Source organism: Kitasatospora sp. NBC_00039 (genome assembly GCF_045160625.1).
In the GTDB taxonomy this organism is placed as follows: domain Bacteria; phylum Actinomycetota; class Actinomycetes; order Streptomycetales; family Streptomycetaceae; genus Kitasatospora.
In genome coordinates, this window is the sequence record NZ_CP108289.1 from 5,238,081 (window position 1) to 5,253,746 (window position 15,666).

Sequence of the window (15,666 nt, forward strand, 5' to 3'; positions counted from 1 at the left end):
GTCGCGGGCAACCCGGCCGCGGCTGTCCGGGTGACGCGCCCGCGCGGCCGCCGGGTCGCGCGGCCGGCAGCTGGTAGTCGTGGGGGCGACCACTGTCCGGGCCCGGTCCGGCCGCCCCGGCGGCCCCGGACGCCGCCCGCCCCGACCACGGAAGGCGCGCAGCGTGACTCTTCTGCCGAAGGACGTCGTGGACCAGGCCCCGCACCCGCCGCGGACGCCCCGGCTGGACCGCTGGCTCGCGGCCGGCCGCCGCCGGCGCGGCCAGGCCCTGGTGGGCTGGCTGACCACCACCGACCACAAGCGGATCGGCACCCTCTACATCACCACCTCGTTCCTGTTCTTCCTGGTCGGCGGCCTGATGGCGATGCTGATGCGGATCGAACTGGCCCGGCCCGGGACGCAACTGATCAGCAACGAGGAGTTCAACCAGCTCTTCACCATGCACGGCACGATCATGCTGCTGATGTTCGCGACGCCCCTGTTCGCCGGTTTCGCCAACTGGATCATGCCGCTGCAGATCGGCGCCCCCGACGTGGCCTTCCCCCGGCTCAACGCGCTCGCCTACTGGCTGTACCTGTTCGGCTCGCTGATCGCCCTCTTCGGCTTCCTCACCCCCGACGGCGCCGCCGACTTCGGCTGGTTCGCCTACGCGCCGCTGAACAGCGCCGAGCACAGCCCGGGCCTCGGTGCCGACCTGTGGATCATGGGCCTGGCCCTCTCCGGCTTCGGGACCATCCTCGGCTCGGTCAACTTCATCACCACGATCGTCTGCCTCCGCGCGCCGGGGATGACGCTGTTCCGGATGCCGATCTTCGTCTGGAACGTCCTGCTCACCGCCGTGCTGGTGCTGTTCGCGTTCCCGGTGCTGGCGGCGGCGCTGCTCTGCCTGGAGTCGGACCGCAAGTTCGGCTCGCACGTCTTCGACGCGGCCAACGGCGGGGCGCTGCTCTGGCAGCACCTGTTCTGGTTCTTCGGGCACCCCGAGGTCTACATCATCGCGTTGCCGTTCTTCGGCATCATCACCGAGATCATCCCGGTCTTCAGCCGGAAACCGGTCTTCGGCTACTCCGGCCTGATCGCGGCGACGCTCGCCATCACCGGCCTGTCGATCACGGTCTGGGCGCACCACATGTTCGTCACCGGGCAGGTGCTGCTGCCGTTCTTCTCGATCATGACGATGCTGATCGCCGTCCCGACCGGGGTGAAGTTCTTCAACTGGATCGGCACCATGTGGCGGGGCTCGCTGAGCTTCGAGGCGCCGATGCTCTGGACGGTCGGCTTCCTGGTCACCTTCCTGTTCGGCGGGCTCACCGGCGTCCTGCTGGCCGCGCCGCCGATCGACTTCCACGTCTCCGACTCGTACTTCGTGGTCGCCCACTTCCACTACGTGGTGTTCGGGACGGTGGTGTTCGCGATGTTCGCCGGATTCCACTTCTGGTGGCCCAAGTTCACCGGACGGATGCTCGACGAGCGGCTCGGGCGGATCCACTTCTGGACCCTCTTCGTCGGCTTCCACGCCACCTTCCTGGTGCAGCACTGGCTGGGCGCCGAGGGCATGCCGCGCCGGTACGCCGACTACCTGGCCTCGGACGGGTTCACCACGCTCAACACCGTCTCCAGCATCGGCTCCTTCCTGCTGGGGCTCTCCACGCTGCCGTTCCTCTACAACGTCTGGCACACCGCCCGGTACGGCGAGAAGGTGACGGAGGACGACCCGTGGGGGTACGGCCGTTCGCTGGAGTGGGCCACCTCCTGCCCGCCGCCGCGGCACAACTTCGTCACCCTGCCGCGGATCCGGTCCGAATCCCCGGCCTTCGACCTGAACCACCCCGAGATCGCCGAGCTGGACCGGCGGCAGAACGCGCGCGAGCCGCTGGGCTGAGCCGGGTCTCCACCGCGGGCCGCGCCGGGCCTGCTCGCCGGGCCTGCCCAGCGGGCCTGCTCGTCGGGGCTGCCGGCCGGGCGCTCGTTAGGATGAGAACGCGCCCCGCCCGGCTGCGGGGCGCGGCATCCGGAGGGAGTGGCCGTCATGGCAGAGGAGAGGCACGCCCAGGCGGCCGGGGATCCGCGGGCCCGGCGGCGCGGCCAGGGCGAGCTGGAGGCGCAGGTGCTGGCCGTGCTCCAGCGGGCGCCCGGCCCGGCCACCGCGGGGTGGGTGCAGGAACGCCTGGAGGGCGGCCTGGCCTACACCACGGTGATGACCATCCTGTCCCGGCTGCACGCCAAGAAGGCCGTCTCGCGCAGCCGTTCGGGCCGCTCCTACCTGTGGCAGGCGGCCTCCGACGCGGCGGGGCTGGCCGCGCTGCGGATGCGGCGGATGCTCGACGGCGAGCCGGACCGGGACGCGGTGCTGGCCAGCTTCGTCACCGCGCTGCTGCCGCACGACGAGGAGCTGCTGCGGACGCTGCTGGACAGTGCGGCGCTGGACGGCGGCCTGGACGCTCCGGCCCTGGAGAGCGCCTCCGCCGATCCCGCTGTGGCCCACCCCGAGAGCTGAACCGTGGGCGTCTTCGTCTTCCTCCCGCTCATCCTGCCGCTGACCGCGGTACCGATCGCCCGCCTCGCCGAGCAGCACCTGCACCCGCGCGGCGCCACCCGGCTGCTCACCGTGATCAGCGCGGTGATGGCGCTGTGCAGCGCGGTCTGCCTGGGCCTGACCGGCGTGGTGGGCACCGCCCAGCTCCCCGGCAACCCCCTGCCGGACACCTGGTCCGACCCGGAGGTGCGGGCGGCGCTGCCGTACCACGAGACCGTCGGGACGGCGGCGATCTGCCTGCTGACGGTCGTCCTCCTCGCCCTCCTGTGGACCGCCGCCCGCCACCTGCGGATCCGGACCCGCGCCCGGCACGCGCTCGGCCGCGAACTGCCCGGGGACGGCCCCTCCGACGTGGCCCTGCTCCCCGACCCCGTCCCGTACGCCTTCGCGCTGCCCGGCTCCTCCCGCTCGCCCGGGCGCGTCGTCGTCTCCACCGGCATGCTGGCCGGCCTCCCCGACGACGAGCGCGCCGCCCTGCTCGCCCACGAGCGCGCCCACCTCGCACACCGGCACCACCGCTATCTGCTGGCCACCCAGCTCGCGGGCTGCGTGAACCCGTTCCTGCGCCCCCTGCAGCACGCGGTGGCGTACAGCGCGGAGCGCTGGGCGGACGAGGAGTCGGCCCAGGCGGTCGGCGACCGGCGGGTCACCGCCCGCGCCGTCGCCCGCGCCGCCCTCGCCTCCCGCCGGCCGCCGGCCCCCGGGTTCGCCGCGTTCGCCGCCCCCGGCCCCGTCCCCCGCCGCGTCGCCGCCCTCCTCGGCCCGGTCCCGTCCGCCCGCAACTGGCCTCCGGCCCACAGCCGGGCGGGCCTGGCCGCGATGGTCGCCGCCATCGGCACGGCGGCGTCCGCGCTCTGCGCACTCAACGCGGCGGTGGCGCTGCTCCTGGTCCTGAAGGCGGTCACCCCGCTGTAGGGGTTGCCCGACCAGTGGGCGGCTCCGGACGGCGTAGACACGGCTGCGGGCGGGGACGATGGGTCATAGGGGCCGACCGTCGGCCGTGAGAGGGTGCCGACCATGAAGGTGATCGAGTTCGTCCTGAACGCCATTTGGTTGATCTTCTGCGGCATCTGGATGGCGATCGGCTACGTGATCGCGGGAATCGTCTGCTGCGTTCTCATCATCACGATCCCGTTCGGCATCGCCGCGTTCCGCATCGCCGGCTTCGTCATCTGGCCGTTCGGGCGGACGACGGTGGAGAAGCCGGACGCCGGGGCGCCGTCCTGCGTGGGGAACGTGATCTGGCTGGTCTTCGCGGGGTGGTGGCTGGCGCTGATGCACCTGGTCACGAGCATCCCGCTGTTCATCTCGATCATCGGGATCCCGTTCGGGTGGGCCAACCTGAAGATGATCCCGATCTCGCTGATGCCGCTGGGGCGTGAGGTCGTGTTCACGGACGAGAAGTTCGGCGGGCGCTGAGCCGTCAGGGCGCGTCGGTGAGCTGGACGATCATCTTGCCGGTGTTGGTGCCGCGGAGCATGCCGATGAAGGCGTCCACGACGTTCTCGAAGCCCCGGACGACGGTCTCGTCCGGGACGATGGCGCCCGAGCGCAGGTGCGGGACGAGGAAGTCGTACAGCTCCGGGCGGGCGTCGAGGTGGTTGCGGACGTGGAAGCCCTCCAGGCGAAGGCTCGTGCCGACCACGTCGTACAGGTTGCGCGGTGCGGCGGGCGGGTCCCGGAGGTGGTTGCACTGGGCGACGGCGCCGCACCAGGCGATCCGGCCGTGGTCGCGCAGGGCGGTGATGGCGCCTTCGAGGTGGTCGCCGCCGACGTTGTCGAAGTAGACGTCGAGGCCCTCGGGTGCGGCCTCGTGGAGCCGGTCCGCGATCGGGCCCTCGTGGTAGTCGAAGGCGGCGTCGAAGCCGAGGTGGACGACACGGTGGCCGTCTCGCTGGTCTCGCAGGGGCTGGGGATGGCGATCACGCCCCGGAACGCCCTGCTCGGCGCCGCGCCCGGCCTGGCCGTCACCGACCTCGGCCCGCAGCCGCCCAGCCGCTCCGTCGGGTACGTGACCACGCCGGAGCTGGCGGGGACGGCGGCGGTGCGGGCGCTGATCCGTGAACTGAGGGCGCTGGCACTGCCAGAGGGGCGGCGGTCTGAGGGCAGCGCCGGGCGGGCCGGTCAGCGCGCGGCCGCCGTGACCGGACGGTGCCGCAGGGCCCAGGCAGCTGCCGGGGCGGCGCAGGCGGCCGCGACCAGGACGCAGCCCCCGGCCACCAGGCCCACCGGCCGCCACGGCAGCGTCCACGGCGCCGGCGCCCCGAGTAGGGCCAACCCCGCACGCATGGCGCCCAGTTGGACGGCGGCCACCGCGCAGCCGAGGAGTGAGCCGACCGCCGCCACCAGCACGGACTCGGCCGTCACCAGTCGCACCACCTGGGCGCGGGTGGCGCCCGCCAGTCGGAGCAGGGCCAGTTCGCGGCGGCGGTCGGCGGTGGCCATCAGCAGGGTGTTGGCGAGCGCGATCCCGGTGTAGACGAGGGCGAGTCCGAGCACCAGGGCGGTCCGCAGCCACGCGATCCGGGCATTGGCGGGGGCGGTGGCGGCGAGCCAGTCGTCCCGCGTGAACACCGTGGCGCCGTACGGCCGGGCGGCCTCGCGGACACGTGCGGTGGCGGTGTCCCGCCCGGCCGGGTCCATGCCGGGAGCCAGGCGCACCTCGATCCGGTCGACCCGTGCGCCGGGGGCGTTGCGGGCGGTCACGTAGAGGCCGTTGTCGCCGAGGCCGTCGCTCAGGACGGCGGCCACCCGCAGCGTGGTGCGGCTGCCGTCGGCCCGGATCACCGGTACCGGCTCGCCGGCCGTCCGGCCCCACTCGGCGGGGAGCACGATGGCGTCGTCGCCCAGCCCGGCGGGCGAGCCGGACCGGACGGGCAGCCGGGCGAGCACGGCCAGTCCGGCCGGATCGGCCATCCGGGCCTCGGCCCTGACCGCATTGCCGTCCGGATCGACCAGCGCGAGCGTGGTGGGCGCGGTGGGAGAGACGGCAGCGGTGCCGGGGACGGCGCGCAGGGCCTCGACGAGCGGGCCCGGCCGGGAGGAGGGGACCACCACCAGATCGGCGGCGGTCCGGGCGGCGGCCTCGGCGGTCCGGGCGGCGCTCACCGTGTCCAGCGCCCCGGCCAGCGAGCCGGTGAGCGCCACCGACACCAGCACCGGCGCGGCCACCGCCCCCGTCCGGCGGACCGCCGCCGCGGCGTTCCCGCGCACCAACCGGCCGGCGTACGAGGTGAACCGGACCGGGAGCCAGGTGAGCAGGTGCACCAGCGGGCGGGCGAGGAGCGGGGCGAGCAGACCGCAGGCCGAGATCAGCAGCATCGGCCGGGTGGTGTAGGTCTTGCGGTGCAGCAGGTCGGCGGGGTCGCCGGCGAGCGCCGCCCCGGTCAGGGCGGCGGCCGTGAGCAGCAGCCCGAGGCCCCAGAGCAGACGGCCGGCGGTCATCGCCCCGGAGTCGAGGTCGGCGGCGCGCAGCGCGTCCAGCGGACCGACCAGGCCGGCCCGGCGGGCCGCCACCGCGACGCCGCCGAGGGCGACCAGCAGGCCGGTCCAGAAGGCGCCGTGCAGCGGCCACGCCCCGTCGGCGAGCCCGAAGCCGGCCGGGGCCATGCCGACGTCCGCGAGCCACCGGACGAGGGCGGGCGCGCCGAGCCGGCCGAGTGCGCAGCCGGTCGCGGAGGCGGCGGTGCCGAGGACCAGCGCCTCGGCGAGTACCGTCCGCCGGACCTGTGCCCGGGTCGCGCCGGCCAGCCGGAGCAGGCCCAGTTCACGGCGGCGCTGCGCGACCGTGTAGGAGAAGGTGGACGCGACGACGAACGCCGAGACGAACGCGCTCACCCCGCCGGCCGTGCCGAGCGCCGCGACGAGCGACACCAGCTCCTCCCCGCCGGGCGCGCCCACGGCGGCGGCCAGCCCGAGCAGCATCACCGCCGTCATCGCGACGCCGAGGGCGAGGGCGATGAATGCGCCGAGTAGTGAAACCCACCGTGATTGCAGGGACTTGCGCGCGATCCGCACCATTCTCATGCCGTCCAGCCAACCGGCCGGCCCCGGTCCCGGTCAGCAGGCCGGGCCCCACTCCGGGAGGTGGGGCCCGCCCTACCCGTAGGGGGCGTCACGGGGTTGCCGCCGCACGGGACGCCGCCGGGGCCGACTTCCTGTGCGGCGGCACCCCCCCCGGAAGGTAGGCCGGGCCCTACCGACACCGCGCCCGCCGCTGCCTAGGGTGGGCGGCGAGGCGGACAGGGGGCGGAGGGTGGGGGCGATGGACCTGCGGGAACTGTGGGGGGAGCCGGCGCGGCCGGGGTTCCTTCGGCCGGGGTTCCTGCGGTCGGGGGCGCCGTGGCGGGCGGCGGCGTATTTGCTGGTGAGCGGGGTGGCCGGACTGGTGCTCTGCGCCGGGCTGCTGGTGGCCGCGGTGGTCGCCGGGGTGTTGGCGGTGCTGCTGGTCGGGTTGCCGCTGCTGGCAGCGCTGGCGCTGGTCGGGGTGCCGTACGCGGCGTGGGAGCGGCGGCTGTTGCGCCTGCTCGACGGGCGCCCCCGACCCGCATCGCGTGCCCGACCGCCCCGGCCTCCCGGCCTGGCTGCGCCTGCGTTACCGGGAGCAGGCGACCTGGCGCGAGCTGGGCCTCACCGGCCTCGCCGCGTTCGTGCTCTGGCCGATCGACCTGGTGGTGGTCGGCTGCGCCCTCGCCGTGCCCGGGTACCTGCTCGCCGCGCTGCCGTTGCTGCTGCTGGACGGCGAGCAGGTGAACGTGCTGAAGCTCTGGCAGGTCCACTCCCTGCCCGTCGCGGCCCTGTTCGGGGTGGGCGGGGCGTTGCTGTTCCCGCTGCTCGCGTACCCGCTGACCGCGGTGGCGGCGGGCCGGGCGGCGCTGGTCCGGCTGGTGGCGGGGCCGGGCGGGCAGGAGCGACGGATCGGCGAACTGGTCAGCTCCCGGGCCCGGTTGGTGGATGCCTTCGAGGCGGAGCGGCGCCGGATCGAGCGTGATCTGCACGACGGTGCCCAGCAGCGCCTGGTCGCGCTGACGATGACGCTCGGCCTGGCCCGGCTGGATGCGGAGCCGGGCGGCGAGCTCTCCGCCCGGCTGGCCGAGGCGCACCGTCAGGCGGGCGAAGTCCTGGCCGAGCTCCGCGAGTTGATCAACGGCATCCACCCCCAGGTGCTCACCGACCGCGGCCTGCCGGACGCCTGCGCGGATGCCGCCGACCGCTCGCCCGTTCCCGTGGCCGCCCGCTTCGACCTGCCCGGGCGGCTGCCGGCCCCGGTCGAGTCGGCCGGCTACTTCGCCGTCTCCGAGGCGCTCGCCAACATCGCCAAGCACAGCGGCGCCGGCCGGGCCCGCGTCGAAGGCCGGTACGTGGACAGCCGGTTGACGATCGAGGTCGCGGACGACGGCCGGGGCGGCGCCGACCCGGCGGCCGGCAGCGGGCTGACCGGCCTGGCCGACCGGGTCGCCGTCGTGGACGGCACACTGGCGGTGAGCAGCCCGCCCGGCGGGCCGACCCTGTTGCGTGTGGAGATCCCGTGCACCCCGATCAGCCTGTGAGCCACCCCGGTGAGTCCGCCAGCGGCCCCGGCCGGCCCGTGAGCCACTCCGGTGAGTCCGCGGGTCGCCCGGGCCGGCCCGGGGCCACCTCTCTGGACATCGTCCTCGCCGAGGACGGCGTGCTGCTGCGCGAGGGCCTGATCGGCCTGCTGGACCGGTTCGGCCACCGGGTGGTGGCCGCCGTCGGCGACGCCGGGGCGCTGCACGAGGCCGTCGCCGAGCACACGCCGGACATCGTCATCACCGACGTCCGGATGCCGCCGGGCCAGACCGACGAGGGCCTGCGGGCCGCCGTGGCGCTGCGCGGACGGCGCCCGCGGCTGCCGGTGCTCGTCCTCAGCCAGTACGTGCAACGCTCCTACGCGGCCGAGCTGTTGGACTCCGGCGACGGCTCGGGCGTGGGCTACCTGCTGAAGGACCGGATCGGCCAGGTGGAGGAGTTCGCGGCCGCGGTCGGCACGGTCGCGGCCGGCGGCACGGTGGTCGACCCGGAGGTGGTGCGGCAGCTGCTGCGCCGCCGCCGGGACCCGCTGGAGCGGCTGACCCCGCGCGAGCGCGAGGTGCTGGCGCTGATGGCGGAGGGCCGGTCCAACGCGGCGATCTGCCGTGAGCTGGTGGTGTCGGACGCGGCGGTGGGCAAGCACATCGGCAACATCCTGATGAAGCTGGACCTGCCCCCGGCCGAGGAGACCCACCGCCGGGTGCTGGCCGTCCTGGAGTTCCTGCGCGCCTGAGCCCCGCGCGGCCGCGCACGCCGGCGCAGCTACCGCACCGCCTCGCGGAGCCGTCGGAACTCCTCGGCCAGCCCGTCGAGTGTGTAGTGCGCGTTGAGGCCGCTCGGGTTGGGCAGCACCCAGACCTCGGTCTCCCCGATGCGCTCCTCCTGGCGTCCGACGGCCGCCGTCCGCCGCCCGAAGGCCGTCCGGTAGGCGCCGATGCCGAGCACGGCCAGGACGCGCGGGCGCAGCCGCAGCACCCGGTCGGCGAGGGCGGCGCCGCCCTCGCGCAGTTCGTCGGCGGTGAGTTCGTCCGCCTTGGCGGTGGCGCGCGGGGCGACGTTGGTGATGCCGAGACCGAGGCCGAGCAGTTCGGCCTGTTCGTCCGGGCGGAGTTGGCGCGGGGTGAAGCCGGAGCGGTGCAGGGCGGGCCAGAAGCGGTTGCCCGGGCGGGCGAAGTGGTGGCCGGTGGCGCCGGACCAGAGCCCGGGGTTGATCCCGCAGAACAGCACCCGCAGTCCGGGGGCGGCGACGTCCGGGATGGTGGTGTCGCGGGCGCCGAGCAGCTGTTCGGCGGTGGGCTTCAGGGGAGTGGGCACCGCCCCAGTCTGGCCCATGGGGGAGGGGCCGACGGCGCCATGGCGGCCCCTGCGGGCGGGCAGGGCGGGGCAGGCCGTTCGGCCGGCGAAGGTGTCGCCGCCAGGCCCCTCGGCCCGGCCGCCGGAGCCGCGCCGGCCCCGACCCGCGCCGCCGCCTCGCCCCGTCCTCGCCGGTCAGGGCCGGAGCGACACCCCGGGGGCCGCCTCGGGCACCGCCGTCGGCCCGCCCCGCAACAGCTCCTTCTGCCGGGCCCGTCGCCGCGCCCGCAGCCACCGCGCGCCGAACACCACCGCCGCCGCGTACGCCCAGCCCGCGAAGATGTCGACGATGAAGTGCTCCGCCCCGTACACCAGGGTGAACGCCATCGCGAGCGGGTACGCGACGAGCAGCACCCGCAGCCCGCGGGAGGCCGTCGGCCAGAAGAAGAAGAGCAGCATCGCCGGGTAGGCGGAGTGCAGCGAGGGCATCGCGGCGACGTCGTTGGCGAACCGGCTGCCGTTCTCGAAGATCGACCCGGCCCGCTGGAGCCCGCTCCCGGTGAGGACGTCCGACACCACCCGGGTGAGCGCCGGCATGTGCCCCTCCTGGGCGGTGAGCCACGGCGGGTCGGCGGGGTAGAGGAGGTACGTCGCGAAGCCGGCGAACGTCAGCGCGAGGTAGCAGCCGAGCAGCTGCCTGAACCGGTCGTGGTGGCGCCGCCAGAGCACGGCCAGCACCACGAAGACCATGAAGAAGTGGGACATGTAGACGGTGACCGCGGCGTAGTCGTACCAGTGCGGCGAGCCGGGGGTGTAGAGCCCGTGCTGGAGGCGGACGGTCCAGGTCTCACCGAGGCCGAGCAGCTCGTCGGCGCGCAGCTGCGGCCGCCAGTGCGGGGCCCACGGAGTGTGCGCGCCGTAGCCGCGCAGCAGCGAGTACGCCCAGACGGCGGCCATCACCGGGACCCAGTCCCGCAGGACGAGCAGGAAGCCGCGCCGTCCGTGCCCGCTGTGCACGGCCGCGGCCAGCAGCGCGCCGATCAGCCAGCAGAACACCACGTCGTTGGAGTACGGCAGCCCGTACGTCCGCAGATACCAGAGCAGGGCGAGGAGGTAGAGCGGCCACGCCAGCAGCCGGAGCCGGGCCAGGGCGCTGGCGCGCGCACCGGGCTGCGGCCGGGTCACCGGACGCAGCCGCCCGGCGCGCGTGGGTGGGAGCGGCGCCGGGCGGAGCAGTTTGGTCATGCCGGTCGAAGCTAGCAAGGCATTCTTGGAGAACTCTTCACGCGAACGGCCCGTCGCACAGAAAAGACTCATAAAGCCCAGTCGGGACCGCCCGTCGGAGGGGTCGGCTACGACACGATGCCCAGCTCGTTCGGCGTGTTGTTGAACCGCCGTCCGCCCTGCTCGGTCACTGTCACGATGTCCTCGATCCGCACCCCTAACCTGCCGGGCAGATAGACGCCGGGCTCGATCGAGAAGCACATGCCGGGGACGAGCGGCCGCTCCTCGCCCTCGGCCAGGTACGGCGGCTCGTGCGTGGTGATGCCGATGCCGTGGCCGGTGCGGTGGATGAAGTACTCGCCGTACCCGGCGTCGGTGATCACCCGTCGGGCGATCCGGTCGATCTCCTGGCAGGTCACCCCGGGCCGGACGGCCTCGAACGCGGTCTGCTGCGCGCGCCGGACGACGTCGTGCACCTTCCGCACCTCGTCCGGCACGTCGGCGCCGACGTGCACGGTCCGGGTGGGCCGGTGCCGGGCAGGGCGGCCTGGAGGCCGAGCAGGTGCATCGCCCAGGCGTTGTCGGAGACGCCGTACCGCCCGGCCGGGTCGAGCAGTGGGACGGCGGTGGCGTAGGGGTCCTCGCCGTCGGTCCAGTCGACCAGCCGCAGGGCGGGGGCGCCGGCCGCCTTCTCGGCGTCCGGGCGCTCCAACTTGGGGACGATCAGGGCGGGTTCGCGTCCGGCGGAGAGGACGAGCGCGGTCAGCCGCTCGGTGATCGCGGTGGGCTGGTAGTCGCTGAGGTAGAGCAGGTCGGGGCCGGGCGCGACGACCAGGCCGGTGAGCCCGGCGGCGGACGCGTCGGCGGTGGCCCGGGCGAGCCGGGCGGTGTAGTCCTCGGTGGTGAACGGTCGTGGCACGGGGATCTCCCGCCTTCCTGTGTCGACAGCGCTCGGCCGGAGTCTGCTCGGTGCGGATCCTGTGGGTGGGGATCCGACTGGGTACTGACGCTCAATCACGCCCGGGGGGCACCGGCGTAGTGCCGGAGGAAGAGCGCCTCGACGTTGGTCATGGGCTCGATCGCGCCCGGGTCGACCACGCGGGCGACGGTCGAGGCCACGTACGCGAGCAAGGGCGGGGAGGAGTGGATCGTCATCGCGGACCGGCACCAGGCGGTGAGGACGCCGAGCGGCTTCGACAGGACCTCCGGCACCCAGCCGTGGACCCCGCCCTCCCGGCCGGACACCGGCTTGGCGGAGACCAGCGCGGTCGGTGCTCGCCGGGGTCGACCGGGTCCGCGACGAGTTCCGCGCCCACACGCGGGCCGGCCGGGTCGACTTCAGTACCCCCAGGGACGGTTCGGCGGGCCCGCCCAGCCTGTTCGCCGACTTCTCGCTCCGGCTCGACCCGGCCCGGCTGGTCCGGCTCCGTAGCCAACTCGGGGAGATCTTCGACGAGTTGATGAGCGAGGAGCGGAGTGTGGCGGAGGACGCGGTGGACGTGACCGTCCTCACCCTGCTCTACGGCTTCCGGGCGGAGTCGCCCCGGGCGATTCCCTTCCAGGCACGGAATCGTAAATGCCGGGCGGAGTGTCAGTGCCGTGGTTCAGGATGACTGAATGCCATACGAACTTCAGGCGCTGATCGGCTCGGCGGAGCTGCTCGCGGTGGCCGCCGCCGAGGTGCCGGTCGCCCACCTCAGCCCGCTGGCCCAGGGGTTGGCCCTCATCCCGGCCACCCCCGCCTTCCTTTCCGCCCTCCAACTCGGCGGCGGGATCGGGGCATCGGGCGGCACCGCCGGCTTCGCGTGGTTCCCGGACGGGCTCGGGCTCCGTGTCGCCGCCTGGTCCAAGGCCGGCCCGATCGCCTGCGTGGAGGCCGACTACTTCGGTGGTACCGGCATCCAGCGCGCCGCCGTCTGGGCCGACGGCCACCTCGACCTCGGCCCGCTCACCAGCGCCGAGTTCGAGCCCTTCCCGCCCGATGGCAGCCCGATATCCCGCGCCCTGCGCCGGATCGGCGCCCGCGTGGAGGGCGGCTGTACCGACGAGTTCGAGGCCGTCGGACTGCCCGCCCACTCCAGCACCGCCCACTGGGCGGCGGCCGGCTAGCCGCTCGCCGTCCTGCAGGGTCTGCTCGGCCAGCTGCCGGCACCGCCGGTGACCGCCCCGGCCCCGCCGACGCTCCCCGGCGCCGGCGCGCCGAGCCGCTCGGAGCAGCTCGCCTCCCTCAAGGCGCAGGCCCAGTCCCTCGCGGACGCCGCGGCCGCGGCCCGCCTCGCCGCCGCCCACCCCCGGCCCGCCGCCGGCTGACCCGCCGATGCGAGAGGCCCCGGCCCCTAGAAAAGCCAACCCGGGACCGGGGCCTCACCGCACGCACCGCAGGGGTCAGCGGTAGTTCACGAACTGGAGCGCGAAGTCCAGGTCCTTGCCCTTGAGCAGGGCCTGCACCGTCTGCAGGTCGTCACGGCTCTTCGAGCTGACCCGCAGCTCGTCGCCCTGCACCTGGGCCTTCACGCCCTTCGGGCCCTCGTCCCGGATGATCTTCGCGACCTTCTTGGCATCGTCCTGGGAGATGCCCTCCTTCACGTCCGCGAAGATCTTGTACTCCTTGCCGGACAGCTGCGGCTCCTTGGCGTCCAGGGCCTTCAGCGACAGGCCGCGCTTGATGAACTTGCTCTGCAGCACGTCCAGCACGGCCTTCACCCGCTCCTCGCCGTTGGCCTTCATCTCGATCGTCTCGCCGGAGCGGCTGATCTCGGCGCCGACGTTCTTGAAGTCGAAGCGGGTGGCGATCTCACGGGAGGTCTGGTTGATCGCGTTGTCGACCTCCTGCCACTCGACCTTCGAGACGATGTCGAAACTGGAGTCGGCCATGGGTGTTGGTCTCCTTGATGCTGTGGCTTCACTGACACGGCCCGCCCCACCGGACGTCCGCCACCCCAGCCTATCCAGCCCCACCCCGCCCCCGCCCCCGACAGTCACGCCAGACCCCTTGATCATCACGTGACCAATCGAGTGGCGAACCACCCCCCGGCATCGGGTATCGTTTACGAAGTCGAACGGGGCAGGCCCCCGCGAGACACCAATCCTGGCTGGTTGCCCGAGCGGCCAAAGGGAGCAGACTGTAAATCTGTCGCGCAAGCTACGCAGGTTCGAACCCTGCACCAGCCACAGGATAGAGAAGCGGTCCCTGATCTGCGGAAACGCAGGTGAGGGACCGCTTTTTCGTTTACTTGCCACTGGGGAGTAGCGGGTCCGCTTCGGGTGGGTTTGTCTCACCCTGGCTCGCCCGAACCCCAACCCTGACCAGGGCGTACGGACCAGACGCGGGCCAGAATCAGGCGCCGGTGGACGTAGGGGCCCGACGCTGGAGCCGCTGCGAGATCAGCTCGTTCGCGTGGTCCTCAGCCCCGTGGATGCACTTGGCGTACACCCGGAGCAGGACGGCCGCGCTGTGGCCGGAGCGCCGGGCCACCCCGGTCGCGTCCACCCCGGACTTCAGCCGGAGCGAGACGCGGGCGTGGCGCAGGTCATACGGGCGCATGCCGAGCGGAGTCGCCAGGTCGGCCGCGCGTGCCCTGGTCCAGATCGCGCCGTAGCTGCTGCACTCGAAGAACGCCCTGAGGCGCGGGCCGGGGCGGCCCCGGAGCGCCACCGCGGCCAGGAGCTGGACCGCCGGCTCCGGGCTGACCACGACGCCCGGGTCGACCTCGTCCTCGACGTCCGGCGGATGCCACTGCACCAGCGGCATCGGGGCCGGGGTCAGGGGATGGCGAGGAGGAGTGCGACGGCAGCGGGGGTGTCGGGGGCGGTGTGCGTGGGGACGGGGTGGGACGGGGGGAGCAGCGGCGCGGGGGCCGGGGTGATCCAGATGGAGCGGAGGCCGGCGGCGTGGGCGCCGCGGATGTCGGTGGCGGGGTTGTTGCCGACCATCCAGGCGGCGGGGGTGAGCGGGCGGCCGAGGCGGGCGGCGGCGAGGCGGAAGATCTCGGGGGCGGGTTTGCGGGAACCGGCCTCCTCGGAGACGCAGACGGCGTCGACGGCGTCGATCAGGCCGGTGCGGGCGAGTTTGGCGCGTTGGATGTCGGTGCTGCCGTTGGTGACGACGCCGATGGTCCAGCCGGCCTCGCGGAGGGTGGCGAGGGCGTCGGGGACGCCGGGGAGCAGGTGGGTGCGAGCCGCCTCCTGGGCGACGTGTGCGTCCCAGAGGGTCCGGCCGGAGTGCGGGAGGCCGTAGCGGTCGGCGATCCGGGTGAAGCCGCCGGGGGAGCGGTCGGCGCCGTACAGGGCGAAGACGGTGGGGGCGGCTTCGGCGGGGAGGCCGTGGGTGGTGCAGAAGGCGGAGGTCCAGGTGTCCGCGGCGCCGTCGCGTTCGACCAGGGTGTGGTCGAGGTCGACGAGGAGGAGTGGCCCGGGGTGACTGTTCATGTGCGGAGAGTAGTACAGGGTGGGCCGGGCATTATTGCGCATTGCTTGCAATTACGTTTTAAAGGCAGCAAAGTGTTCCCCAGGGGGTGGGCTGGGCCTTTCAGTCTCCCCGCTGAGCAGTCCCGGACGTGTCAGCATGCGCCGGGAGTCCTCCGTACGAGCTGATCGTCTTCCCAGCCGGCGCCCGCCGGGACAACGGTCCGCCTGCCCCCGTCCATCACCTCTCCGCGCTCGTCAACGGGGTCTCAAGGGTGCCCGCCGGGGCGTCAGGAGTGCATAGGGGGAGAGGGGCGAGGGGTCGGACGCCCGCAGGATCGGGAGCAACAGCCCGACTGCGGAGGTTCCGTTCAGTGTCCAGCCCCGTCGCCACCCCGGCCGTCACCGCCGAGCCCGCGCCTCCGGATACCGGGGCGGGGCCGGACGAGCGGGGCCTGCTCCGGGACGCGCCGGTGAGCACGGCCCCGGCCGAGGGCCACGCGTCCGCGCTGGCCGGCAACGCCACCGCCGTGGGCGCACCGACGCGGTGGTCTGCCGACTCCGGATGCGGATGTAGCGCACCGGGATGACGGAGGCGAATTGATGGTATATGTCCCAAATCTCTGATCCGATCGTCATATCTTGACGATGTCTTAACG

16 protein-coding genes, 1 tRNA gene and 2 pseudogenes are annotated in these 15,666 nt (G+C 73.8%); 10 read left to right on the plus strand and 9 right to left on the minus strand.

The window, feature by feature from the left end; all coding sequences use genetic code 11:
* The first annotated feature begins 223 nt into the window (after window positions 1–223).
* From ctaD to OG286_RS23295, 4 genes are all read left to right on the plus strand, one after another.
* Window positions 224–1,882 carry a cytochrome c oxidase subunit I gene (ctaD, locus tag OG286_RS23280; RefSeq protein ID WP_405363730.1) on the plus strand — a complete coding sequence of 553 codons (1,659 nt, stop codon included), beginning with the start codon at window positions 224–226 and terminating at the stop codon, window positions 1,880–1,882.
* Window positions 1,883–2,029: 147 nt separating this feature from the next.
* Window positions 2,030–2,497, plus strand: coding sequence for a BlaI/MecI/CopY family transcriptional regulator (locus OG286_RS23285; RefSeq protein WP_396321519.1), 468 nt, complete (start codon window positions 2,030–2,032; stop codon window positions 2,495–2,497).
* Window positions 2,498–2,500: 3 nt separating this feature from the next.
* Window positions 2,501–3,451 carry a M56 family metallopeptidase gene (locus OG286_RS23290; protein ID WP_396321518.1) on the plus strand — a complete coding sequence of 317 codons (951 nt, stop codon included), beginning with the start codon at window positions 2,501–2,503 and terminating at the stop codon, window positions 3,449–3,451.
* Window positions 3,452–3,553: 102 nt separating this feature from the next.
* Window positions 3,554–3,955 carry a YccF domain-containing protein gene (locus OG286_RS23295; protein ID WP_396321517.1) on the plus strand — a complete coding sequence of 134 codons (402 nt, stop codon included), beginning with the start codon at window positions 3,554–3,556 and terminating at the stop codon, window positions 3,953–3,955.
* A gap of 4 nt (window positions 3,956–3,959) precedes the next feature.
* Here OG286_RS23295 and OG286_RS23300 read toward each other — a convergent pair whose 3' ends face one another.
* On the minus strand, window positions 3,960–4,775 hold the full coding sequence (locus tag OG286_RS23300; protein WP_405363728.1) for a zinc-binding dehydrogenase: 816 nt from the start codon (window positions 4,773–4,775) through the stop codon (window positions 3,960–3,962).
* The gene (locus tag OG286_RS23305) at window positions 4,661–6,562 is read right to left on the minus strand and encodes an FtsX-like permease family protein (protein ID WP_405360186.1); all 1,902 of its coding nucleotides are present in this window, start codon (window positions 6,560–6,562) and stop codon (window positions 4,661–4,663) included. Before OG286_RS23305 ends, OG286_RS23300 begins: the two co-directional genes overlap by 115 nt.
* 238 nt (window positions 6,563–6,800) lie before the next feature.
* Here OG286_RS23305 and OG286_RS23310 point away from each other — a divergent pair.
* Window positions 6,801–8,085 (plus strand): annotated as a pseudogene (locus OG286_RS23310) (sensor domain-containing protein).
* 98 nt (window positions 8,086–8,183) lie between these two features.
* Window positions 8,184–8,819 (plus strand): response regulator, encoded by a 636-nt coding sequence (locus tag OG286_RS23315; protein WP_396321549.1) that lies wholly within the window; start codon window positions 8,184–8,186, stop codon window positions 8,817–8,819.
* 29 nt (window positions 8,820–8,848) lie between these two features.
* Here the strand turns inward: OG286_RS23315 and mug are convergent, their stop codons facing one another.
* The 4 genes and pseudogenes from mug to OG286_RS23335 all read right to left on the minus strand — a co-directional run bounded on the left by mug (window position 8,849) and on the right by OG286_RS23335 (window position 11,848).
* Window positions 8,849–9,418, minus strand: a complete 570-nt coding sequence (mug, locus tag OG286_RS23320; RefSeq protein ID WP_396321514.1) for a G/U mismatch-specific DNA glycosylase — start codon at window positions 9,416–9,418, stop codon at window positions 8,849–8,851.
* Window positions 9,419–9,574: 156 nt separating this feature from the next.
* Entirely contained in the window at window positions 9,575–10,624 is a 1,050-nt protein-coding gene (locus tag OG286_RS23325) for a phosphatase PAP2 family protein (protein WP_396321513.1), read from the minus strand.
* Window positions 10,625–10,731: 107 nt separating this feature from the next.
* Window positions 10,732–11,522: pseudogene (locus OG286_RS23330) on the minus strand (M24 family metallopeptidase).
* Window positions 11,523–11,617: 95 nt separating this feature from the next.
* Complete coding sequence (locus OG286_RS23335; RefSeq protein WP_396321512.1) at window positions 11,618–11,848, minus strand: hypothetical protein; 231 nt, start codon at window positions 11,846–11,848, stop codon at window positions 11,618–11,620.
* Between the two features lie 26 nt (window positions 11,849–11,874).
* Between OG286_RS23335 and OG286_RS23340 the strand changes: the two genes are divergently transcribed.
* The 3 genes from OG286_RS23340 to OG286_RS23350 are packed head-to-tail and all read left to right on the plus strand — an operon-like array spanning window position 11,875 to window position 12,913.
* The gene (locus tag OG286_RS23340) at window positions 11,875–12,216 is read left to right on the plus strand and encodes a hypothetical protein (RefSeq protein ID WP_396321511.1); all 342 of its coding nucleotides are present in this window, start codon (window positions 11,875–11,877) and stop codon (window positions 12,214–12,216) included.
* Between the two features lie 4 nt (window positions 12,217–12,220).
* Window positions 12,221–12,712, plus strand: a complete 492-nt coding sequence (locus OG286_RS23345) for a hypothetical protein (RefSeq protein WP_396321510.1) — start codon at window positions 12,221–12,223, stop codon at window positions 12,710–12,712.
* 48 nt (window positions 12,713–12,760) lie between these two features.
* Window positions 12,761–12,913, plus strand: coding sequence for a hypothetical protein (locus tag OG286_RS23350; RefSeq protein ID WP_396321509.1), 153 nt, complete (start codon window positions 12,761–12,763; stop codon window positions 12,911–12,913).
* A gap of 75 nt (window positions 12,914–12,988) precedes the next feature.
* Here OG286_RS23350 and OG286_RS23355 read toward each other — a convergent pair whose 3' ends face one another.
* A complete protein-coding gene (locus OG286_RS23355) occupies window positions 12,989–13,477 on the minus strand; it encodes a YajQ family cyclic di-GMP-binding protein (protein ID WP_360183649.1) in 489 nt (162 codons plus the stop codon).
* Between the two features lie 216 nt (window positions 13,478–13,693).
* Between OG286_RS23355 and OG286_RS23360 the strand changes: the two genes are divergently transcribed.
* Window positions 13,694–13,774: transfer RNA gene (locus OG286_RS23360), tRNA-Tyr, on the plus strand.
* Window positions 13,775–13,940: 166 nt separating this feature from the next.
* Here OG286_RS23360 and OG286_RS23365 read toward each other — a convergent pair.
* Window positions 13,941–14,354: a hypothetical protein gene (locus OG286_RS23365; RefSeq protein WP_396321508.1), complete on the minus strand. Its 414-nt coding sequence runs from the start codon at window positions 14,352–14,354 to the stop codon at window positions 13,941–13,943.
* 11 nt (window positions 14,355–14,365) lie between these two features.
* Window positions 14,366–15,031 (minus strand): HAD family hydrolase, encoded by a 666-nt coding sequence (locus OG286_RS23370; RefSeq protein WP_396321507.1) that lies wholly within the window; start codon window positions 15,029–15,031, stop codon window positions 14,366–14,368.
* Window positions 15,032–15,666: the final 635 nt, after the last annotated feature.